The organism is Candidatus Nitrospira bockiana (assembly GCF_965152565.1).
This window is the reverse complement of sequence record NZ_OZ224215.1, coordinates 2,055,400-2,071,219: the sequence shown is the minus strand read 5'-3', so window position 1 is coordinate 2,071,219 and position 15,820 is coordinate 2,055,400. Positions and strand designations below refer to the sequence as shown.

Here is a 15,820-nt window from a genome sequence, read left to right as displayed (position 1 = left end):
AGCGCTATAAGCTCCGGCAAGGCCTAACGCTTCTCAACTCGATCTATGGCGCGGAAATCCGCCGGTTACACGACCCGCCACCATACCTCGGCCGTTCGTGCGCTCGAGCGTCTGACGCGTGGCGACCGGCGGCCGGAAACGCTCCATCGACTCCGAACGAGCCTTCGCCGCCTCGAAGCTGCGCTGGAGTTACTCGGTGAGACGAGCCGGGCGGCGACGCTCGGCGAATCCGTCAGGCCGCTCAGCCGACTTCGGACGCTGCAGGTCTTCCTCGCCTACCTCGAAAAAAGACAGGCGCCGGCGCGCGACGTCCGTCGCGTCGCCCGGCTGATCGACAAGGCGCAGAAAAAGATCGCCCGCACGCACGTGTACGAGACCATACGGACGGGCCTCACCCAGGTGCAGTCGTCTGCCCTATCAACCGACGATCGTCTCCAGCGGCTGTCGGCGGCTCGTGCTCGCCATGCGGCCGTCCTTCGCGAGCTGATCGGTCGGGCACTCGAAGACCCTCGCCGGAAGGTCCTGCATGCCCTGCGGCTCCGGCTCAAGGCACTTCGGTATCAGGAGGAGTGGGCTTTGGCCGAATCGATGGGGCACCCTCACCTCATTACCGCCCTCAAGCACGCGCAGTCGCTCCTTGGGATCTATGAGGAGCGGGCACAGTTCCGGAAGTTCGCACGGTCTCTGAAGCTCAAGATGAGAACCCGCATCGCACGGGAGTGGCGGCGCGCCCGGAAGCGCGCAAGGCGTGTCCCGTCCGAGCTCCTTCCGATCGTCGACCTCCTCGACGACCGCATCCGATCCATCAGTCGTCCGGCACATCCGGCTTCTCGCCTGAGACGCGCATAGTTGAATTCATCAAATTACATTGATATATTGCAGCCATGCCGAGAACGAGCTTCCGCACAGGGGAACGGGTCGCCCGCTGGTTTCATGCCCTCTCGGACGAGACGCGACTCCGCATCATCGAGTCTCTGGGAGAAGGCGAGCAATGCGTGTGCGATCTGGTCGACGTCTTGGGCGCCGCCCAGTCTCGCCTCTCCTTCCATCTCAAGACGCTCAAAGACGCCGGGCTCGTGAAGGACCGCCGCGAAGGCCGCTGGATCTACTACTCGCTCGATCCGGAGACGATGGAGGAGCTGTACGAGCTCGTCACGGCGCTGAAGCAGGGCGCGCACGGTGCACGCGGTTTGCGCCCGTGTGACTGAGTTTTTTTACCTTGATCCATCAAGATTTCTTGATCAAACAGGCGAGGGTCCCCATGGACGCACGTGAGCTCAAAGACCTCATTCGGAACGAGTACCGCCAGGCTGCGCTTCAGGCCAAGCGAGGCGGCAGCTCCTGTTGCAGCTCGATCTCCGGTGTCAACGTCGACCCCATCACATCGGGTCTCTATCGTGACGACCAGAGAATGACGCTTCCCGACACCGCCCTTGCTGCATCGCTGGGCTGCGGCAACCCAACGGCCCTCGCCGAGTTACACCCGGGCGAGGTCGTGCTGGATCTCGGATCGGGCGGCGGCATCGACGTGCTGCTGTCCGCCAAACGAGTGGGCCCGACAGGAAGGGCTTACGGTCTCGACATGACGGATGAAATGCTCGCCCTGGCCAGAGAGAACCAGCACAAAGCAGGAATCGAGAACGCGGAGTTCTTGAAAGGCGACATCGAATCGATTCCACTTCCCGACGACTCCGTCGATGTCATCATCTCCAATTGCGTCATCAACCTCTCGCCCGATAAAGACCGGGTCTTTCGAGAAGCATTTCGCGTGCTGAAACCGGGAGGTCGTCTCGCGGTTTCGGATATTGTCGTGCGTGGTCCCATCTCTTCCGAGATCCGGCCGAGCATCGAGCTGTGGGTCGGTTGTGTCGCCGGGGCGCTGGATGAACAGGATTACCGCGCAAGGCTGACTGCTGCCGGCTTCGAGGGAATCGAGATCCAACCGACCCGGATCTACCGCGTTGAGGACGCCCGTGAGTTTTTAGCCGGGGCCGGCCTGGACGTGGACCGGATTGCCGCCGAGGTCGATGGCAAGTTCATGAGCGCCTTCGTGCGAGCGAGAAAGCCGCACGGAAGGGCTGAGGGCTGAGGGCTGAGGGCTGAGGGCTGAGTAACGAAAGTGTACCTTCCGGTCAACCAGGTGCAGGGAGGATTGATGAAACCGGACGTCGCAACGACAATCGAATCCACTTCTAGAAAGCGACTGGGCTTCTTCGAGCGCTACCTGAGTCTCTGGGTCGCGCTCTGCATGGCCGGCGGTTTGGGCGTGGGGCTATCTGCCCCGGACGCCGTCGACGCACTCCGATCCCTCGAGCTCGGCTCGGGCACCCATATCAACCTCCCTATCGCCATCCTGATCTGGCTCATGATCGTCCCCATGATGATGAAGGTCGACTTCGCCTCCGTCCGCAATGTCGGGCGGCGCCCGCGCGGCCTCATCATCACCCTAATCGTGAATTGGCTGGTGAAGCCGTTTTCGATGGCGTTGATCGCCTGGCTCTTCTTTCGCCATCTCTTCGCAGCCTGGATCTCACCAGCCGATGCCGATCAATATATCGCGGGCTCGATCATCCTCGCGGCCGCGCCCTGCACGGCCATGGTCTTCGTGTGGAGCTATCTGACCGACGGCGACCCCGCTTACACCCTGGTGCAAGTGTCGGTCAATGATCTGATCATGCTCGTGCTGTTCGCTCCAACCGTAGCCCTTCTGGTCAGCGGCGCCTCCTCGCTCACCGTGCCGTTCGAAGTCCTCCTCTATTCCGTCCTCGCCTTCATCGTCATTCCGCTGGCCGTTGGCTCCGCGCTCCGCACCTGGCTCGTCAACAAATACGGCCGGCGGTGGCTCGAGGAGACGCTGTTGCCGCGCTTCGCGCCCGTGACCATCCTCGCGTTGCTGGCGACGCTCGTCTGCATTTTCGCTTTTCAAGCTCAGAACATCACGGGACGCTTCGTGCACGTGATCTTGATCGCCGTGCCTATCCTCGCACAGGTCTACTTCAACAGCTCGCTGGCGTATGGACTGATGAAGCTGTGGCAGGTGCCCTATGCCATCGCAGCACCCGGCGCCCTGATCGGCGCCAGCAACTTCTTCGAGCTGGCGGTCGCCACGGCCATCGCCCTGTTCGGTCCGGAATCGGGTGCCGCCCTCGCGACCGTCGTCGGTGTGCTCGTCGAGGTGCCGGTGATGCTGTCTGTCTGCGCAGCCTGCAATCGGACCCGCCATTGGTTCAATCAAGAGACGCACTACGATCGGGCTCCGTTGATGGCACAGCCGACCAAGGGGTGAAGCCCGGAGGGATGAAACAATGAAGAAACGCGTGCTCTTCCTCTGCACCGGCAACTCCTGCCGCAGCCAGATGGCGGAAGGCTGGCTTCGTCATCTGGCCGGCGATCGCTTCGAGGCCATGAGCGCCGGCACGCACCCCGTCGGGCTCAATCCGGGCGCCGTCGACGCGATGCGCGAGCGAGGGGTCGACATTTTCCATCACCGCTCGAAGCAGGTGCAGGAATTTGACGGACAGCGCTTCGACTACGTCGTCACGGTCTGCGATCGCGCCAAAGAAGCGTGCCCCATCTACCCCGCCGCGGTAATGATGTTGCACTGGAATTTCGAGGACCCGGCGGCGGTACAGGGCACGCAGGAGGAGCGCAAGGCCGTGTTTAGACGGGTCCGCGACGAGATTGCAGGCCGGATCCAGGACTTCATTCAGAAGGAAGGGAACAATCGGTAGGTCCCGCCGGGGAGTTTGAGCACCACTTGACGCATCGGCTCCTGGTTCAGCTTCTGGCTCAATGAGCTCGCCAGCCGCTCTAATTCCCGATCGTGCAGAAGCCCATCCTCGCCCCAGACGTATCCGGCCAGTTCCTCATCAGTCGCAATTTGACCCGACGCGTCGGCCAGATATTGCAGGATCCGCCACTCCTCCCTGGTCACGTTGAATTGTTTGCCTCGATACCGCACCACCATCTCCACTACGGTGGGATCACCGGGTGAAGAGGGCTCACGCAGGTCGTGGAGTCGCCTCCGGAGCATCGCCCCCACGCGGGCGACGACTTCCTTCGGACTGAACGGCTTGGCGATGTAATCATCGACCCCGATCCTGAACCCCTCTTCACGCTGTTCGGCATGGCCTCCCAAGGCCGAGAGCATGATGATCGGCGTCCGCGCGATCTCCGGGTCCTGGCGAATGCGCCGACAGACCTCATAGCCGTCCAAACCGGGCAGCATAACGTCCAGCAGGATCAACGCCGGTCTCAATCGCTTGACGTCCTCCAACCCGAGCTCGCCGTCGGGAGCGACGTTCGTCCGGTAGCCGGCGGCACGCAGCACATGGTCGAGCAGGGCCGCCTGTGCGACATCGTCTTCCATGAGTTGAACCAATTCGAATGCCATGGCCATGATGCTACTGGCTTTGCATTTCGACTGCATCACGCTGACGTTACGCATTGGTTACTTCTACGCGGCCGGTTGCTGCTCTTCGTCTTGCCCCAATCTCGCCTTCATCCATCGTGCTGCAGCCGATCAGCGCTGACAAGTCAGAACCAACTGGTCTCAGCCCTCGCCCAACTCTCGGTCTGCGTCCGCACATTTCCTAATTGATTTTTTAACGGTTCTGTAACGCTTCAGTGACAGCCGTGTCATAGCCTCCCGCTACAAACGCTCCGATGCTACGTAATCGTGTCCACGATACGGACTCATAGACCGGGAGGATTCGGATGAAGACAGTTCGTGCTCGCGCATCACGGTACCTAGCCTGTCTGGCGCGGCTGATCTCAGTCATTGTGCTGGTCCACGCGCCTACGTGGGCCCAATCTGAACAACATGATCTCACCAGCTCCCCCCCTCCCAGACCGACACAGACGGCCGCCAAGCCGGCCGGCGCCGGTATCGGACAGCCCGACCCCGCCGTACCCCCGGCTCCCGCCGCTCCTCGCGCCTCCGCTGGGCGCGCCACGGTTCTCGAGAGCACCCCGCTGGAGGATGTGTTGCTCGAGAAGGGCATTATCTCGATGGACGACTGGCTCCGCATCAAGGCCGAAGAAGAGCGGCGGATCGCAGAACGCACGGCCGAGATGCAGTTCGTCTCCAGCCCGCGTTGGTATGAGCGGATCAACGTCAACGGGTATGCTCAGCTCCGGTACACGATGAAGGACAATGCGAAGCTGGATCTTCACCAGGGCGAGAGCACCTCGACCAATCACCCGCTCGATTTCTTCTTCAGACGCGTGCGGCTCGTCTTTCAAGGCCAGGTCTCGGAACGCCTGGCGTTCTTCTTACAGTTTGCACTCGAAGGCGACGGATTCCGACTTCAGAACAACGAGCTCGTCGACATGTACGGTGATTACTTTCTGACTCGGGACCGGGCTCACCGGGTGCGTTTCGGTCTGCACCGCGTGCCGAACTCGTTCGACACCTACCGCTCGAGCAGTCAGCGACAGGAGCTCGACCGAGCCGAGGCGATCCAATCAGGCGCTCCGGGGGAGCGCGACCTCGGACTCGCCTACTATTGGTCGCCGAAGGTGGCACAGGAACGCTATGCGCGGCTCGCGACGTATCACAACGGACCCGGCGACTACGGTGTCTTCGGCATCATGGTGTACAACGGCCAAGGACGGAGCGCCACCGAGCTGAACCACGACAAGCACTTGGGCGCGAAATTGTCCTACCCCTTCGAGCTGCCCAACGGCCGGCTGCTCGAGATGGGCGTCTTGGGGTTCACGGGGGAATATGTCGTCAGCGGGTCCGGCATCATCGCGCCGACGGCAACCGCGAGCAGCAGTACCGTCGCACGCTGCGTCAACCCGCTTCGCGGAGGCGGCTGTCCCATCCATGAGGAACGGGTCACGGGGTACATCTGGACGCCGCCCCAACCCTGGGGCTTTCTCGCCGAGTACACCGTCGGTCGAGGACCTGAACGGGACGCCAATGACGTGATCACCGAGCAGAGCCTACACGGTGGCTATGCGCAGATCTACTACACGTGGCGCTACTCAGACGTCGGGATGCTCACACCGTATATCCGCTATGGCTATTACCGGGGCGGGTTCAAGAACCAACGCGGCGCCGCCGCCGACAATACCATGTGGAATTTCGGGCTGGTCTGGGAGCCGGACACGCATCTCCGGCTGGTCTCGGAGTATTCGATCCATGATCGCCTCAATGTCTCCCAAGATCGATTCGGCTTGGGGCAAGAGGAGATCTATGGACAGATGCTGCGGTTCCAGATCCAGTGGTTCTGGAACTGATGAGACGCGGCGATCCCTTCCAGGCCGGTGCGCACAGCGACCGAGCGAGATGGCAGTCTCAGGGAGGAGAGGGAGCCGACGAACCCCTCCTAGAGCGTCTCAACCGGACAGAAAGAGCGGAGCGATCCGCGTTCAACGAGACGGAGGCTCGGCGGGACGTGGGGGACTGACGGTGAGTTGCGCCAAATCAAGGACGATCATTTTCGAGGGATCGATATAGCCGCGCCTCTCCGGATGGTCGGACCGGACGGCCGCCGCCGGCGTAAAGGTGAGATTGAAGGAAGCCGGTCGGAGCGAGAACAGGGGATCATCCAAGGGATCGATGTCGTACATCATGGCCTGCTGATGGCCAAGGACCTCAGCCGGACGGTTTCTGGCGTTGGCTAGGATGACGTACAGTTCGCTGCCACGCACGTAGAGTCCGCCTGAAGTGATGGCCAGTCCAACCGTCGAGTCCGAATACCGCCGATAGAAGGTGACGAGCTCTCGTGGCGAGGCCTGCGCAAGCGCCTCGCCCAAACGAGGGGCGAGCGCCTGGATTTCAGTCGAGGAGAAGGCCGGCGTCTCCTCCGCCTCGCCGGTGACAAGACTCAGAATCGGGTCGCCTCGCTTTTGGACCCGGAGCCCGGACAGTATACGGGCGATCTGATCCGTCGAGAGCGTGGCCGGGTGGCTATACGGAGGGGTGGATGACGTCACGGGCCGTACCTGCACGACGGTCAGCGCGTCCCGGTGGATGTCGCGCGGGGGAGGGACTGTTTCGCACCCGACGAAGCTGAGCAGAAGCACCACGAGGACGATCGGCATCGAGCGCCGAGGCGGCATGCCGAAGCACTGACCGATGTCCACGCGCCTCCGGGTCACCGTTGAGGGCTCACTTGACTCGGTCAAGGGCGGACGCCGTGATCGTTTCTCCCGTGAGGAGGACTTGGTTCTTGGCGATCATGGGAGCCGGAAGCGGGAAAAACTTACCCTTGGCAACAATCGCCTGCCCCTCCCGGCTGTTGACGAATCGGAGAAATTCGAGGAGAGCGGGACGCCATTTGCCGTTGGGTGGCTGGTTGACATAGAGGAGCAACGGCCGACTGAGCGGATAGGTGCCTTTCAACACCGTCTCGAGGCTCGGCGCAATGAACGGATCACCGGGCTCCTTGGCGAGCGGCACGGTCCGCACGAACGACCCTTGATACCCAATACCGGCATATCCGATGGCGGCTGGATCCTTGGCGATGGCGAGGATCTCCGAGGCCGACCCGGGTTGCTCGGTCACCTCCTCCCTGAGTGATCCGCCGGCAAGGGCCACCAGCTCGAAAAAGCGTCGTGTGCCCGAGTCCTTGTCCCGACCATGCAGGCGAATCGGCTTGTGCTCCCAGTCGCCTTGCAGCCCGAGCGCTCCCCAGGTGGTAATCGGTCGCCCGCCGCGCTTCAGCGACGTGCTGAAAATGGCATCCAGTTGCTGAAGGGTGAGGCCCGGGAGCGGGTTGTCGCGATGGACGTACACCGCGACCGCATCCAACGCGATTGGAATCATCAGCGGTGGGTAGCCATAGCGCGCAGTAAAAGCCTTGACCTCCTGTTCCGTCAACTCTCGACTGCTGGCCAGCATGCCGACCTGAGCAGCTGCATCGTGGCCTCCCCGCGCCTTTTCGCCTCGTCGTTGGCCGGAGTACCCGACGATGAATTCCCGGATGCCTGCCTCGGAGCCTTCCCCCTCTATCGCCACCTTGATCTCGGGTTGGAGCAGGGCGAACTCGCTGGCGAGCTGGGTCAGCAGCGGCTTCATCGTCTCGGAGCCGGCGATCGTGATCCGTCCGGCTACGTTCGGGCTTGGTACATAAGGAGCGATCACATCGAGATCCGGCTTCACCGCCGGGCCGGCGTGCTCGCTTTGCACCGGACCGACTGCAGCGAGCAGGAGGATGACGAAGATCCCAATGCGGAAGATCCCGCGGACCCTTGGACGGTAGTCGTTCGACATCGTGACCTCCCCCTCTGCGAGCTCCGCTTTCTTGCGACCGACCAAAGGTAACACGTGTCGTATTAAAGGTCAGTTACTCCAGTGTTACATGGCTGTTAACTTCAGGCGGCAACCTGGATCCTCACGGGCGCCCCCGCCCGTCTCTGCATCACTCAACTGCTGCGATCTTGATGAGGTCACCGAGCCGTTGCAAGTTCTTTTCGACCTGAGCCATCGTTACAGGATAGAACTTTGCCTTCGCGACAGCCACCTGGCCGTCCCGGCTGTTCACGTACCTCAGGAACTCCGACAGCAACCCACTCGCCCCCCCTTTCACCGGAACATTGGCATAGAGGTACAGGTCTCGTCGAAGCGGGTAGCTGCCGTCCCGAATCGACTCAGAGGTCGGAGCAACGAAGGGACTTCCTGGCTGCTGGGCCAACGGGACCATGCGGACGAGCGAGGTCTCATAGCCGATCACACCCGCGTAGCCGATGGCCGATGGATCACGGGCGATCGCCAGCAGCTCGCTCGCCGCCCCCTTCTGGTCCAGCACGTTGTCCTTGAAGTCTGCGTTCAGCATCACCTGCTGCTGAAAAAAGCGCCGGGTGCCGGACTTCGCATCCCGGCCGTGCAAGTGGATCACCTCGTCTTTCCATTCGTCCGCCAGGCCTAGCTGCCCCCAGGTCTCAATCGGCTGCGCTCCCCGACGGCGCTCGGCGCTGTACAGGGCGTCCAACTGCGCCAAGGTCAATCCGGCGATGGGGTTCGACTGGTGAACATACACGGCGACTGCGTCCATGGCGATGGGCAGCTCTATCGGTTCGTACCCAAAGCGTGCGGTGAATTTCCGCTTCTCGGCATCGGTGAGTTGCCGTGACGAGGCCAGGATGGTCGCCATTGCGGCTCCATCGTGCCCTTGCCGCGACTTCTCCCCACGTCGCTGCTGGGAATAACCGATCAGGAACTCATGGATGCCGCTCTCGGATCCCCCGCCCTCGATCGCGATTTTGACATCAGGATGGATGACGAGAAACTCCGAGGCAATCTTGGCCAGGAGCGGCCGCATGGTGTCGGAACCCGCGATCGCCAAGCGGCCAGCGACCTCGGTTGCGGGTCGATAGGAGACGAGCTGCGAGTCGACGAGCTGGGTCGTCTTCACCACCCCATGCTCGGCATGGCCAACGGTTGCCACGCTGACCGACAGCACCAGGCCGGCTGCAGCGCTCGTCAAGATCCTGTGGAGTCCATTACCTCGGAGCTGACGCTTGCCTCTCTTCACCTTCACCTCCTGAAGTTGGATCGTCTTCTGGCAAATGATGGCCAATGTTCTCAGGTGGTGATTGCGTCCCGGTCACCGCCCTGTAACAGCCTTGTTAACTTTTTGGCGTCGTCTGTTTCCACGAGGCCCTTGTGCCGGCGCACACAGACAAGATGTCCGGCGCCAACATGACCGCTGCCCCTGATGCAAGCAGGCGGCTTCCTTTCCCGGCCCCACCAAAGAGTTTCTCGACAACTTCTCTCTGCTCCTACTGGTATGAGTTTCGCTAGCTGCACCAGGAGGGCGGATGGTGAGAAACGGACCTTGGAAAGTACAGGGAGGGAAAACATGAACGAGACGATCTGCCGCGTGCTTGGAGCGGCGCTGATGATCATGACGGCAGTGTCTTGCGCGGAGACTAGCGGTGACGTGCGCGATCGCGATCAGTCGTACGGCGAGCGCCTGGGGTACTCGGAACGAGAGCGTGCTTACGACGAACGGTACCGATCGGCTGTACCGGCAACCTCATCAGGGACATCCTTCGGGGAGGATGTTCGTCGAGGCGTCGGCGTGTACGACACGACCCATCCGGATCACTAAAGACGGGCGACCAGGCTATCCTTCCAATGAAAAGTCGGACTCGATCTGAAAGCCGGAGGCCTCACCGCCTCCGGCCGTCCCCATCACCGCTCGCCCGGCACATCGATCTGGCTCAGATTCCCTGCCACGTGTTCTTCCCGCAAGGTGTAGAAGCCGGCCGCTAACGCGGCTGCTTGCCCCTCGCGGCTGTTCGTGAACATGAGAAACTCTTTGACCGCCGGGGGTAGGCTTTCGCCTGGCGGCTTGTCGACGTAGAGGTACACGAATCGGCTCAGCGGATAGGAGCCCTGACAGGCCAGGTCGATGGTCGGGGCGACGTACGGCTGTCCGGCCTTGTCGGCGATCGGGAGCGCGCGCACGCCGGCCACCTCCAGCCCGATGCCGTCGAAGGCCAGGCCGGCCGTATCGGATGCAAGATCCGCCAGCAGCGACTGCGGGCTCTGCTCCTCTTTCACCGTCGGGATCATCGCCGACCCGCCGAGGACCAGTTCAGAGAAAAAGCCCTGAGCCACTGTGCGGGACTCCGGAGCATAGAGTCGGACCGGCTTGGTGCTCCATCCATCGCCGCCCCCCAGTGCTCCCCACTGGTCGATGCGCGCCGCGAGCCCTCGTTTGCGAATCTCGGCATAGACGGCCTCGAGCTGATCCACGGTCACCCCTTGCACCGGGTTGTCCTGATGCACATAGACCCCGATGGCCTTGAATGCGATCGTCACGGTCGTCGGGGGATAGCCGCGTCGGGCATAGAACGTATCGAGGTCGGACCAGGGGATCGGTCCCAAGGAGGCGATCATGAGGACGGGGGCGGCCCCGCGCGAGTCTCCCATAGAGTTGACGGCCATGGACGAGCTGAGAAGGTCTCGGAGGGTTATGCCGCCGGCTGGTTGGACGTCGAGCATCACACCGGGATGGTGGCGGTGGAACTGATCCCGTAGGCTCGTCAACAACGGCTGGAGAGTCGTTGAGCCCGCCACCGCAAAGCGGCCGTTCAGACCGGCCCGAGGGGTATAGCCCGCGATCCCGGGATCAAGCGAGTCGTGTTGATGGCTCAGGGCCGTAGACTCAATGAAACCGACGGCAAGCAGGCACAGGACGAGAGCATGCAGTACGGTCATGCCGAGCCTCCTGGAAAAACCAGTGCTGAGTGATGAGTGCTGAGCGATGGATGGAAAACAGAGGTGAGGGACGCGGATCGTGTTAAGTGGCGAGGGTAAGGCAAGCACGCAAAGACGAGCGGAAGGAGCGGACGATGACCAACGGTGCCGGGCGACACGAATGGCTCACCTCGCGGCAGGTGAGTCGACAATAATGGACTGCACGTAGGAGGTCAAGAACCGTCGATCGGCCGGCCGACACGCGCACAACAACGCTCCTGTGCACCTGATTACTGTCCGGGCTCCGCAAGTCCTACTGTTCAGGCTGTCGGAAGCTTTTACACTTCCTCACGCCACGATCGTAGGCGCATAAGCTGTAGGGAAGACGAAGCTTTCTCGGTGACTCGGGCATCATAGCAATGACACTGTAAAGCGACTTGACACTTTTGGATCGTTGTCTCGATCGATTCATCGCTAATTTTTCAGCCGGTTTCACTTGGCATCATGTCTGCACCTCCGTCCTGCCCATACGTATGTCGTGGGGGTGAAAACAATGAGAGAAATCACAGGGAAAATAGTTTCCACACTATCCCTTGTTGCGGTATGCCTACTCCCGGTCCAGGCCGGGGCCGTCGCGATCGAAGGCGGCTCAGTGATCGTGGCCACGAGTGGCAACGTGATCGCGCGGTATCTGGGCACTACCGCCGCTTTCAGCAATGACCTGTACCTCGATAGCCCGAGCAACAGCCTTGGGATCATCTTCAACAACCACGCCACACCAGTCGGGACAACGGCTGACCTCGGCTTTTTCAACGCCGGAACCGAGCTCATCTTCCGGATTCACGTCAACAACACCGGATTCGACTTTTTCACGGGTCCAGCGTCACGGAATCCCGATAACCATGCCCATGCGCTGGTCGACGACAGTTTCTCACCCACTGAGACGGCTGTCTTTTTCGAAGATTTGTTCAACGGCCCTTTTCACTACAATGACTTGGGGTTCGCCTTTACAAACGTGCGAGTCACCGAGGTTCCGCCGCCCAGCGGCGTCCCTGAACCGGCAACCCTGCTCCTACTCGCTTCCGGTCTTGGCTCGCTCGCTCTCTGGAAGAAACGCCAGTCATTGGGCAAGTAAGCTCTTCTGGGATGGGGCCTGAGATGAGTCAGGCCCCTCGCCTCTTCACATCCAACCTCGGAGCGCCGGGTCTCTTCACCCTTTTCACTGCTGCTCGCCGCAAAGCCCTCGTCCGCGTGCCGGCCCTCAGCAGAAGATCGAGCACGGTTGACAGTCAGCCCCAAATCCTTGAAACTACACGCGGGCTGGCGTAGCTCAATCGGCAGAGCAGCGGTTTTGTAAACCGCCGGTTGGAGGTTCGATTCCTCTCGCCAGCTCCAACACTTAGCCTCACCTCTCCACGCCTCTGCTACCATTTTGCTACCACTTGCCCCGGCCGCGACCGACCACCTTCTTTTACTGTCAGGTGTCCCTGTCTTCGTCATCGTGTATAAGCCTCGCGTATGGGCAAGGTTCAGCCGTCGTGCGGTTCACTACCTTCCCCGTGGGCAGGTGGTTTCCGAGACGCAGGGCCCGCGATCCACTCGGCGAGTCGCACACGTTGAGGAAGACATTGATCGGCAGCAAACCATGCGGCGGGTGTAATGCTCCAGGCCGAAGCCTCACCGCTTTGCTTCAGGCAAACTCGACAGCAGTTCCTGCAGTTCCTATTGTCATTTCTTGCGGCAATCGGGTCTAGCGTGATTCGTGAGTCGCCCGGTGACCCTTAGTAGCCGTGTTCCGAGATAAGGTCGACAAAGTTAGGACGAATGGTGCGGCTTTCGAAAAACACAACTCCTCGGTCAGTGTCCGTTCGATACATGACCTCGATCCCGGTATTCTCGCCCAACCACACGCCTTGAATGCGGTACCCTCTTTTATTCAACGACCGATCCAGCGGGCCGAATTCCGACTGCAGGTAGGCGAGAAGCTGTTTGTGATGTTCTAAGCCGCTGTAGTGGATGACTGCACGAACGAATTTTCCGTTGATGGCGTAGAACAGCAGCTGGTCAATGGGGACGTCCCCTATGGGGGCTGCTCCTCCCCTCACTTCATAAACCGAGATTATTCCGATTAGTCCTTCATTCACTTTGGTCGATTCAGTTTCTTGGAGGTCGGAACGGTCGCGAAGCGATGCCCCCCAGATCAGATTCTGAAATCCGTTTGGATCTTTGAGGAGGGATTCTGCAAAAACCGGGGAGGACAAAGTGAGGAGCACCATTCCACCAAGAGCCGAGAGAACGAATGCTTTCATGCTCCTCCTTTCTGGATCTGCCGGAGATCCAATGCGGCAGGGTTTGGAGCCAGAGAGATTTCGCTGGTACATAGCCCGAGACCGTGGCAGTCCAAACTCCTGGATCACCACTCTTGAAGAGGTTTGGTTGAGCTCCTCACTGGGGAGACAGCCCCTCTCGTTCACGGCGAGCTTCCAACTGCGCGTCAGCGGGAAGCCGCGCCTCCGGTCCCGGTCTTGGAAGCAGGTTGAGGACGGCGATGACGACGGCTCCGATGCCGACGAGGAGCCGCGTTTCGTGCACGCTCCGGCTCCCCTCGTCACGGAGGTCCTTCGCTACGTCGGAGACGGTGTCCAGCAGCCGATCCAGGGCCAGGGAGACCTGAATGAGCTTGGGGCCGGCGTTGTCGGCCGCATGCACTTCGGCCTCGTGCCGCAACTGCGCCGCGGCGGCTTCGGTCGGGGCGTTCCAGAGCTCGATCAAGAGCGTCAGGGTCCGGCTCGCCGACGCAAAGTACGCATCCAAGCTCGCCCGCACGGCGTGGAGGTCCTGGGGCTCGCTCCGGCCGCTGCGCGCGACGCGTAAGCTCGCCGCCGCATAGCGGTCCACCGCGTGCTGAATCCGGGAGCGTTGCTCGGCCAACGAGGCCGTGAGCTGCTCGAACTCCGCCTTGGTCGGGCTCTCGAGCGCGCGGATGATCGTATTGCGGTACCGGATCACATCGGCGGAGATATGGGCGAGGTCGACCGCGGCGAGCGTGTATTCCTGATAGATGATTTGCAGATCGGCATCGACTTGGCTCAGGGTGCGGGCGGCCGCAAGCCCCAAGGCGGCGATCAGCAGGCTGATGACGAGCTGCCACGCGCTGACGCGGAGGGGCAGACGTCTCACGGGCCGACAGGGGGCATGAGTGGGGAGCACCACACTGAGCACAACCGTCTCATGACAGGCGCGCCTCCTCAGGGCGAGACGGGAAGGCAGGAGGTCAGGGTGGACCTCCTGCCCGATCCTGGCTCATGCTTACAGCCAGTTCACGCGCTCGGCGGGCCGAATGTAGATCGGCTCTTCCACCTGGATGCGCGCCACCTCCTTGCCCGACTTGTTGAATCCCAGCACGGTGTCGTTGTACATCTCAAAGCGCTTCCCGTGGATCTGGGTCTCAAACACCTTCGGGCCCGGAATGACGTCGTACCGGAAGACGATCTGCTGGCTCGCGCGCCACAGCTGCAGCACCGCCAACAGCTCCCGGCTCGGCACCAGGTACTTCTCGATCGCGTTGTCCACCCCCGGCCCGAACATCTGCCGGGCGTAGCCCCGCGGGCTCCACCGCGGCGGGATGTAGTAGCCGTTGGGCTCCGTCCCCCACTGTGGGTACAGGGGCAGCGCCACCTGCTCCACCCGGATCGTGAAGTAGAGCGGGTGCCACCGGTCCTCCGCCCACAGGCCGTCCTCGCCGATGCGCACCAGGCTCTGCATGCGGATCTTCCCCACGCACGCCGCCATACAGCGCGTCTCCATCGGCTCGCCGCCCGTCAGCGGGTCCTTCCCCTCGATCCGCGGATAGCACGCGATGCACTTCTCGCTCACCCGCGTCGTGCCCCGGTACATCGGCTTCTTGTACGGGCACTGCTCCACGCACTTCTTGTACCCCCGGCACCGGTTCTGGTCGATCAGCACGATCCCGTCCTCCGGCCGCTTGTAGATGGCCTTGCGCGGACAGGCCGCCAGACACCCCGGGTACGTGCAGTGGTTGCAGATCCGCTGCAGGTAGAAGAAGAACGTCTCGTGCTCCGGCAGGCTGCTGCCCTGCAGCCGCCACGGCTCATCCCGGCTGAACCCGGTCTTGTCGATGCCTTCGACGATCGCGCGCATCGATGTCGCCGTGTCCTCGTAGATGTTCACGAACCGCCACTCCTGGTCCGTCGGGATGTAGCCGATCGCCGCCTGGCCGATCTTGGCCCCCGCGTCGAAGATCGTCATCCCTTCGAACACCCCGTACGGCGCATGGTGCTTGCGCCCGACGCGCACGTTCCACACCTGCCCCCCGGGGTTCACCTGCTCGATCAGCTGCGTGATCTTCACGTCGTAGAACTGCGGGTACCCGCCGTACGGCTTGGTCTCCACGTTGTTCCACCACATGTACTCCTGCCCCTTGCTGAACAGCCACGTCGACTTGTCCGCCATCGAGCAGGTCTGGCACGCCAGACACCGATTGATGTTGAACACGAAGGCAAACTGCCACTTCGGATGCCGCTCCTCGTAGGGATAGAGCATCTTCCGCCCCAGTTGCCAGTTATAGACTTCCGGCATGGTTCGCTCCTTTCAGTCGCTTCAGTGCTGAGTTCCGAGTCCTGAGTGCTGGGTCTCCGTGCC

At 61.7% G+C, this 15,820-nt stretch carries 15 protein-coding genes and 1 tRNA gene; 8 read left to right on the top strand and 8 right to left on the bottom strand.

The window, feature by feature from the left end; translation table 11 throughout:
* Window positions 1-45 precede the first annotated feature (45 nt).
* From ACWHYV_RS10105 to ACWHYV_RS10085, 5 genes are all read left to right on the top strand, one after another.
* Complete coding sequence (locus tag ACWHYV_RS10105; protein WP_447980512.1) at window positions 46-849, top strand: CHAD domain-containing protein; 804 nt, start codon at window positions 46-48, stop codon at window positions 847-849.
* Window positions 850-884: 35 nt separating this feature from the next.
* Window positions 885-1,208 (top strand): ArsR/SmtB family transcription factor, encoded by a 324-nt coding sequence (locus ACWHYV_RS10100; RefSeq protein WP_447980511.1) that lies wholly within the window; start codon window positions 885-887, stop codon window positions 1,206-1,208.
* Between the two features lie 53 nt (window positions 1,209-1,261).
* Window positions 1,262-2,089, top strand: a complete 828-nt coding sequence (locus ACWHYV_RS10095; RefSeq protein ID WP_447980510.1) for an arsenite methyltransferase — start codon at window positions 1,262-1,264, stop codon at window positions 2,087-2,089.
* 66 nt (window positions 2,090-2,155) lie between these two features.
* Entirely contained in the window at window positions 2,156-3,286 is a 1,131-nt protein-coding gene (gene arsB, locus ACWHYV_RS10090) for an ACR3 family arsenite efflux transporter (protein ID WP_447980509.1), read from the top strand.
* 19 nt (window positions 3,287-3,305) lie between these two features.
* Complete coding sequence (locus tag ACWHYV_RS10085) at window positions 3,306-3,731, top strand: arsenate reductase ArsC (RefSeq protein WP_447980508.1); 426 nt, start codon at window positions 3,306-3,308, stop codon at window positions 3,729-3,731.
* Here the strand turns inward: ACWHYV_RS10085 and ACWHYV_RS10080 are convergent.
* Window positions 3,707-4,447 carry a response regulator transcription factor gene (locus ACWHYV_RS10080; RefSeq protein ID WP_447980507.1) on the bottom strand — a complete coding sequence of 247 codons (741 nt, stop codon included), beginning with the start codon at window positions 4,445-4,447 and terminating at the stop codon, window positions 3,707-3,709. The two genes, ACWHYV_RS10085 and ACWHYV_RS10080, sit on opposite strands and share 25 nt — an antisense overlap.
* A 269-nt stretch (window positions 4,448-4,716) precedes the next feature.
* Here ACWHYV_RS10080 and ACWHYV_RS10075 point away from each other — a divergent pair, with 269 nt between their 5' ends.
* Window positions 4,717-6,246, top strand: coding sequence for a porin (locus ACWHYV_RS10075; protein WP_447980506.1), 1,530 nt, complete (start codon window positions 4,717-4,719; stop codon window positions 6,244-6,246).
* A 132-nt stretch (window positions 6,247-6,378) separates the two neighbouring features.
* Here the strand turns inward: ACWHYV_RS10075 and ACWHYV_RS10070 are convergent, their stop codons facing one another.
* The 4 genes from ACWHYV_RS10070 to ACWHYV_RS10055 all read right to left on the bottom strand — a co-directional run bounded on the left by ACWHYV_RS10070 (window position 6,379) and on the right by ACWHYV_RS10055 (window position 11,179).
* Complete coding sequence (locus tag ACWHYV_RS10070; RefSeq protein WP_447980505.1) at window positions 6,379-7,095, bottom strand: hypothetical protein; 717 nt, start codon at window positions 7,093-7,095, stop codon at window positions 6,379-6,381.
* Between the two features lie 25 nt (window positions 7,096-7,120).
* Window positions 7,121-8,224, bottom strand: a complete 1,104-nt coding sequence (locus ACWHYV_RS10065; RefSeq protein WP_447980504.1) for a PstS family phosphate ABC transporter substrate-binding protein — start codon at window positions 8,222-8,224, stop codon at window positions 7,121-7,123.
* Between the two features lie 148 nt (window positions 8,225-8,372).
* Window positions 8,373-9,437 (bottom strand): PstS family phosphate ABC transporter substrate-binding protein, encoded by a 1,065-nt coding sequence (locus ACWHYV_RS10060; RefSeq protein ID WP_447980503.1) that lies wholly within the window; start codon window positions 9,435-9,437, stop codon window positions 8,373-8,375.
* 710 nt (window positions 9,438-10,147) lie between these two features.
* Window positions 10,148-11,179, bottom strand: a complete 1,032-nt coding sequence (locus tag ACWHYV_RS10055) for a PstS family phosphate ABC transporter substrate-binding protein (RefSeq protein ID WP_447980502.1) — start codon at window positions 11,177-11,179, stop codon at window positions 10,148-10,150.
* A gap of 631 nt (window positions 11,180-11,810) precedes the next feature.
* On the opposite strand from ACWHYV_RS10055, the gene ACWHYV_RS10050 reads away from it, so the two are divergent.
* Together ACWHYV_RS10050 and ACWHYV_RS10045 are read left to right on the top strand one after the other, a co-directional pair.
* Complete coding sequence (locus ACWHYV_RS10050; protein ID WP_447980501.1) at window positions 11,811-12,293, top strand: PEP-CTERM sorting domain-containing protein; 483 nt, start codon at window positions 11,811-11,813, stop codon at window positions 12,291-12,293.
* Window positions 12,294-12,477: 184 nt separating this feature from the next.
* Window positions 12,478-12,553: transfer RNA gene (locus tag ACWHYV_RS10045), tRNA-Thr, on the top strand.
* A 386-nt stretch (window positions 12,554-12,939) separates the two neighbouring features.
* Here ACWHYV_RS10045 and ACWHYV_RS10040 read toward each other — a convergent pair.
* The 3 genes from ACWHYV_RS10040 to ACWHYV_RS10030 all read right to left on the bottom strand — a co-directional run bounded on the left by ACWHYV_RS10040 (window position 12,940) and on the right by ACWHYV_RS10030 (window position 15,757).
* Window positions 12,940-13,467, bottom strand: a complete 528-nt coding sequence (locus ACWHYV_RS10040) for a hypothetical protein (protein WP_447980500.1) — start codon at window positions 13,465-13,467, stop codon at window positions 12,940-12,942.
* A 136-nt stretch (window positions 13,468-13,603) separates the two neighbouring features.
* Window positions 13,604-14,380: an MCP four helix bundle domain-containing protein gene (locus ACWHYV_RS10035; RefSeq protein WP_447980499.1), complete on the bottom strand. Its 777-nt coding sequence runs from the start codon at window positions 14,378-14,380 to the stop codon at window positions 13,604-13,606.
* Between the two features lie 87 nt (window positions 14,381-14,467).
* Window positions 14,468-15,757 (bottom strand): 4Fe-4S dicluster domain-containing protein, encoded by a 1,290-nt coding sequence (locus tag ACWHYV_RS10030; RefSeq protein ID WP_447977119.1) that lies wholly within the window; start codon window positions 15,755-15,757, stop codon window positions 14,468-14,470.
* Window positions 15,758-15,820: the final 63 nt, after the last annotated feature.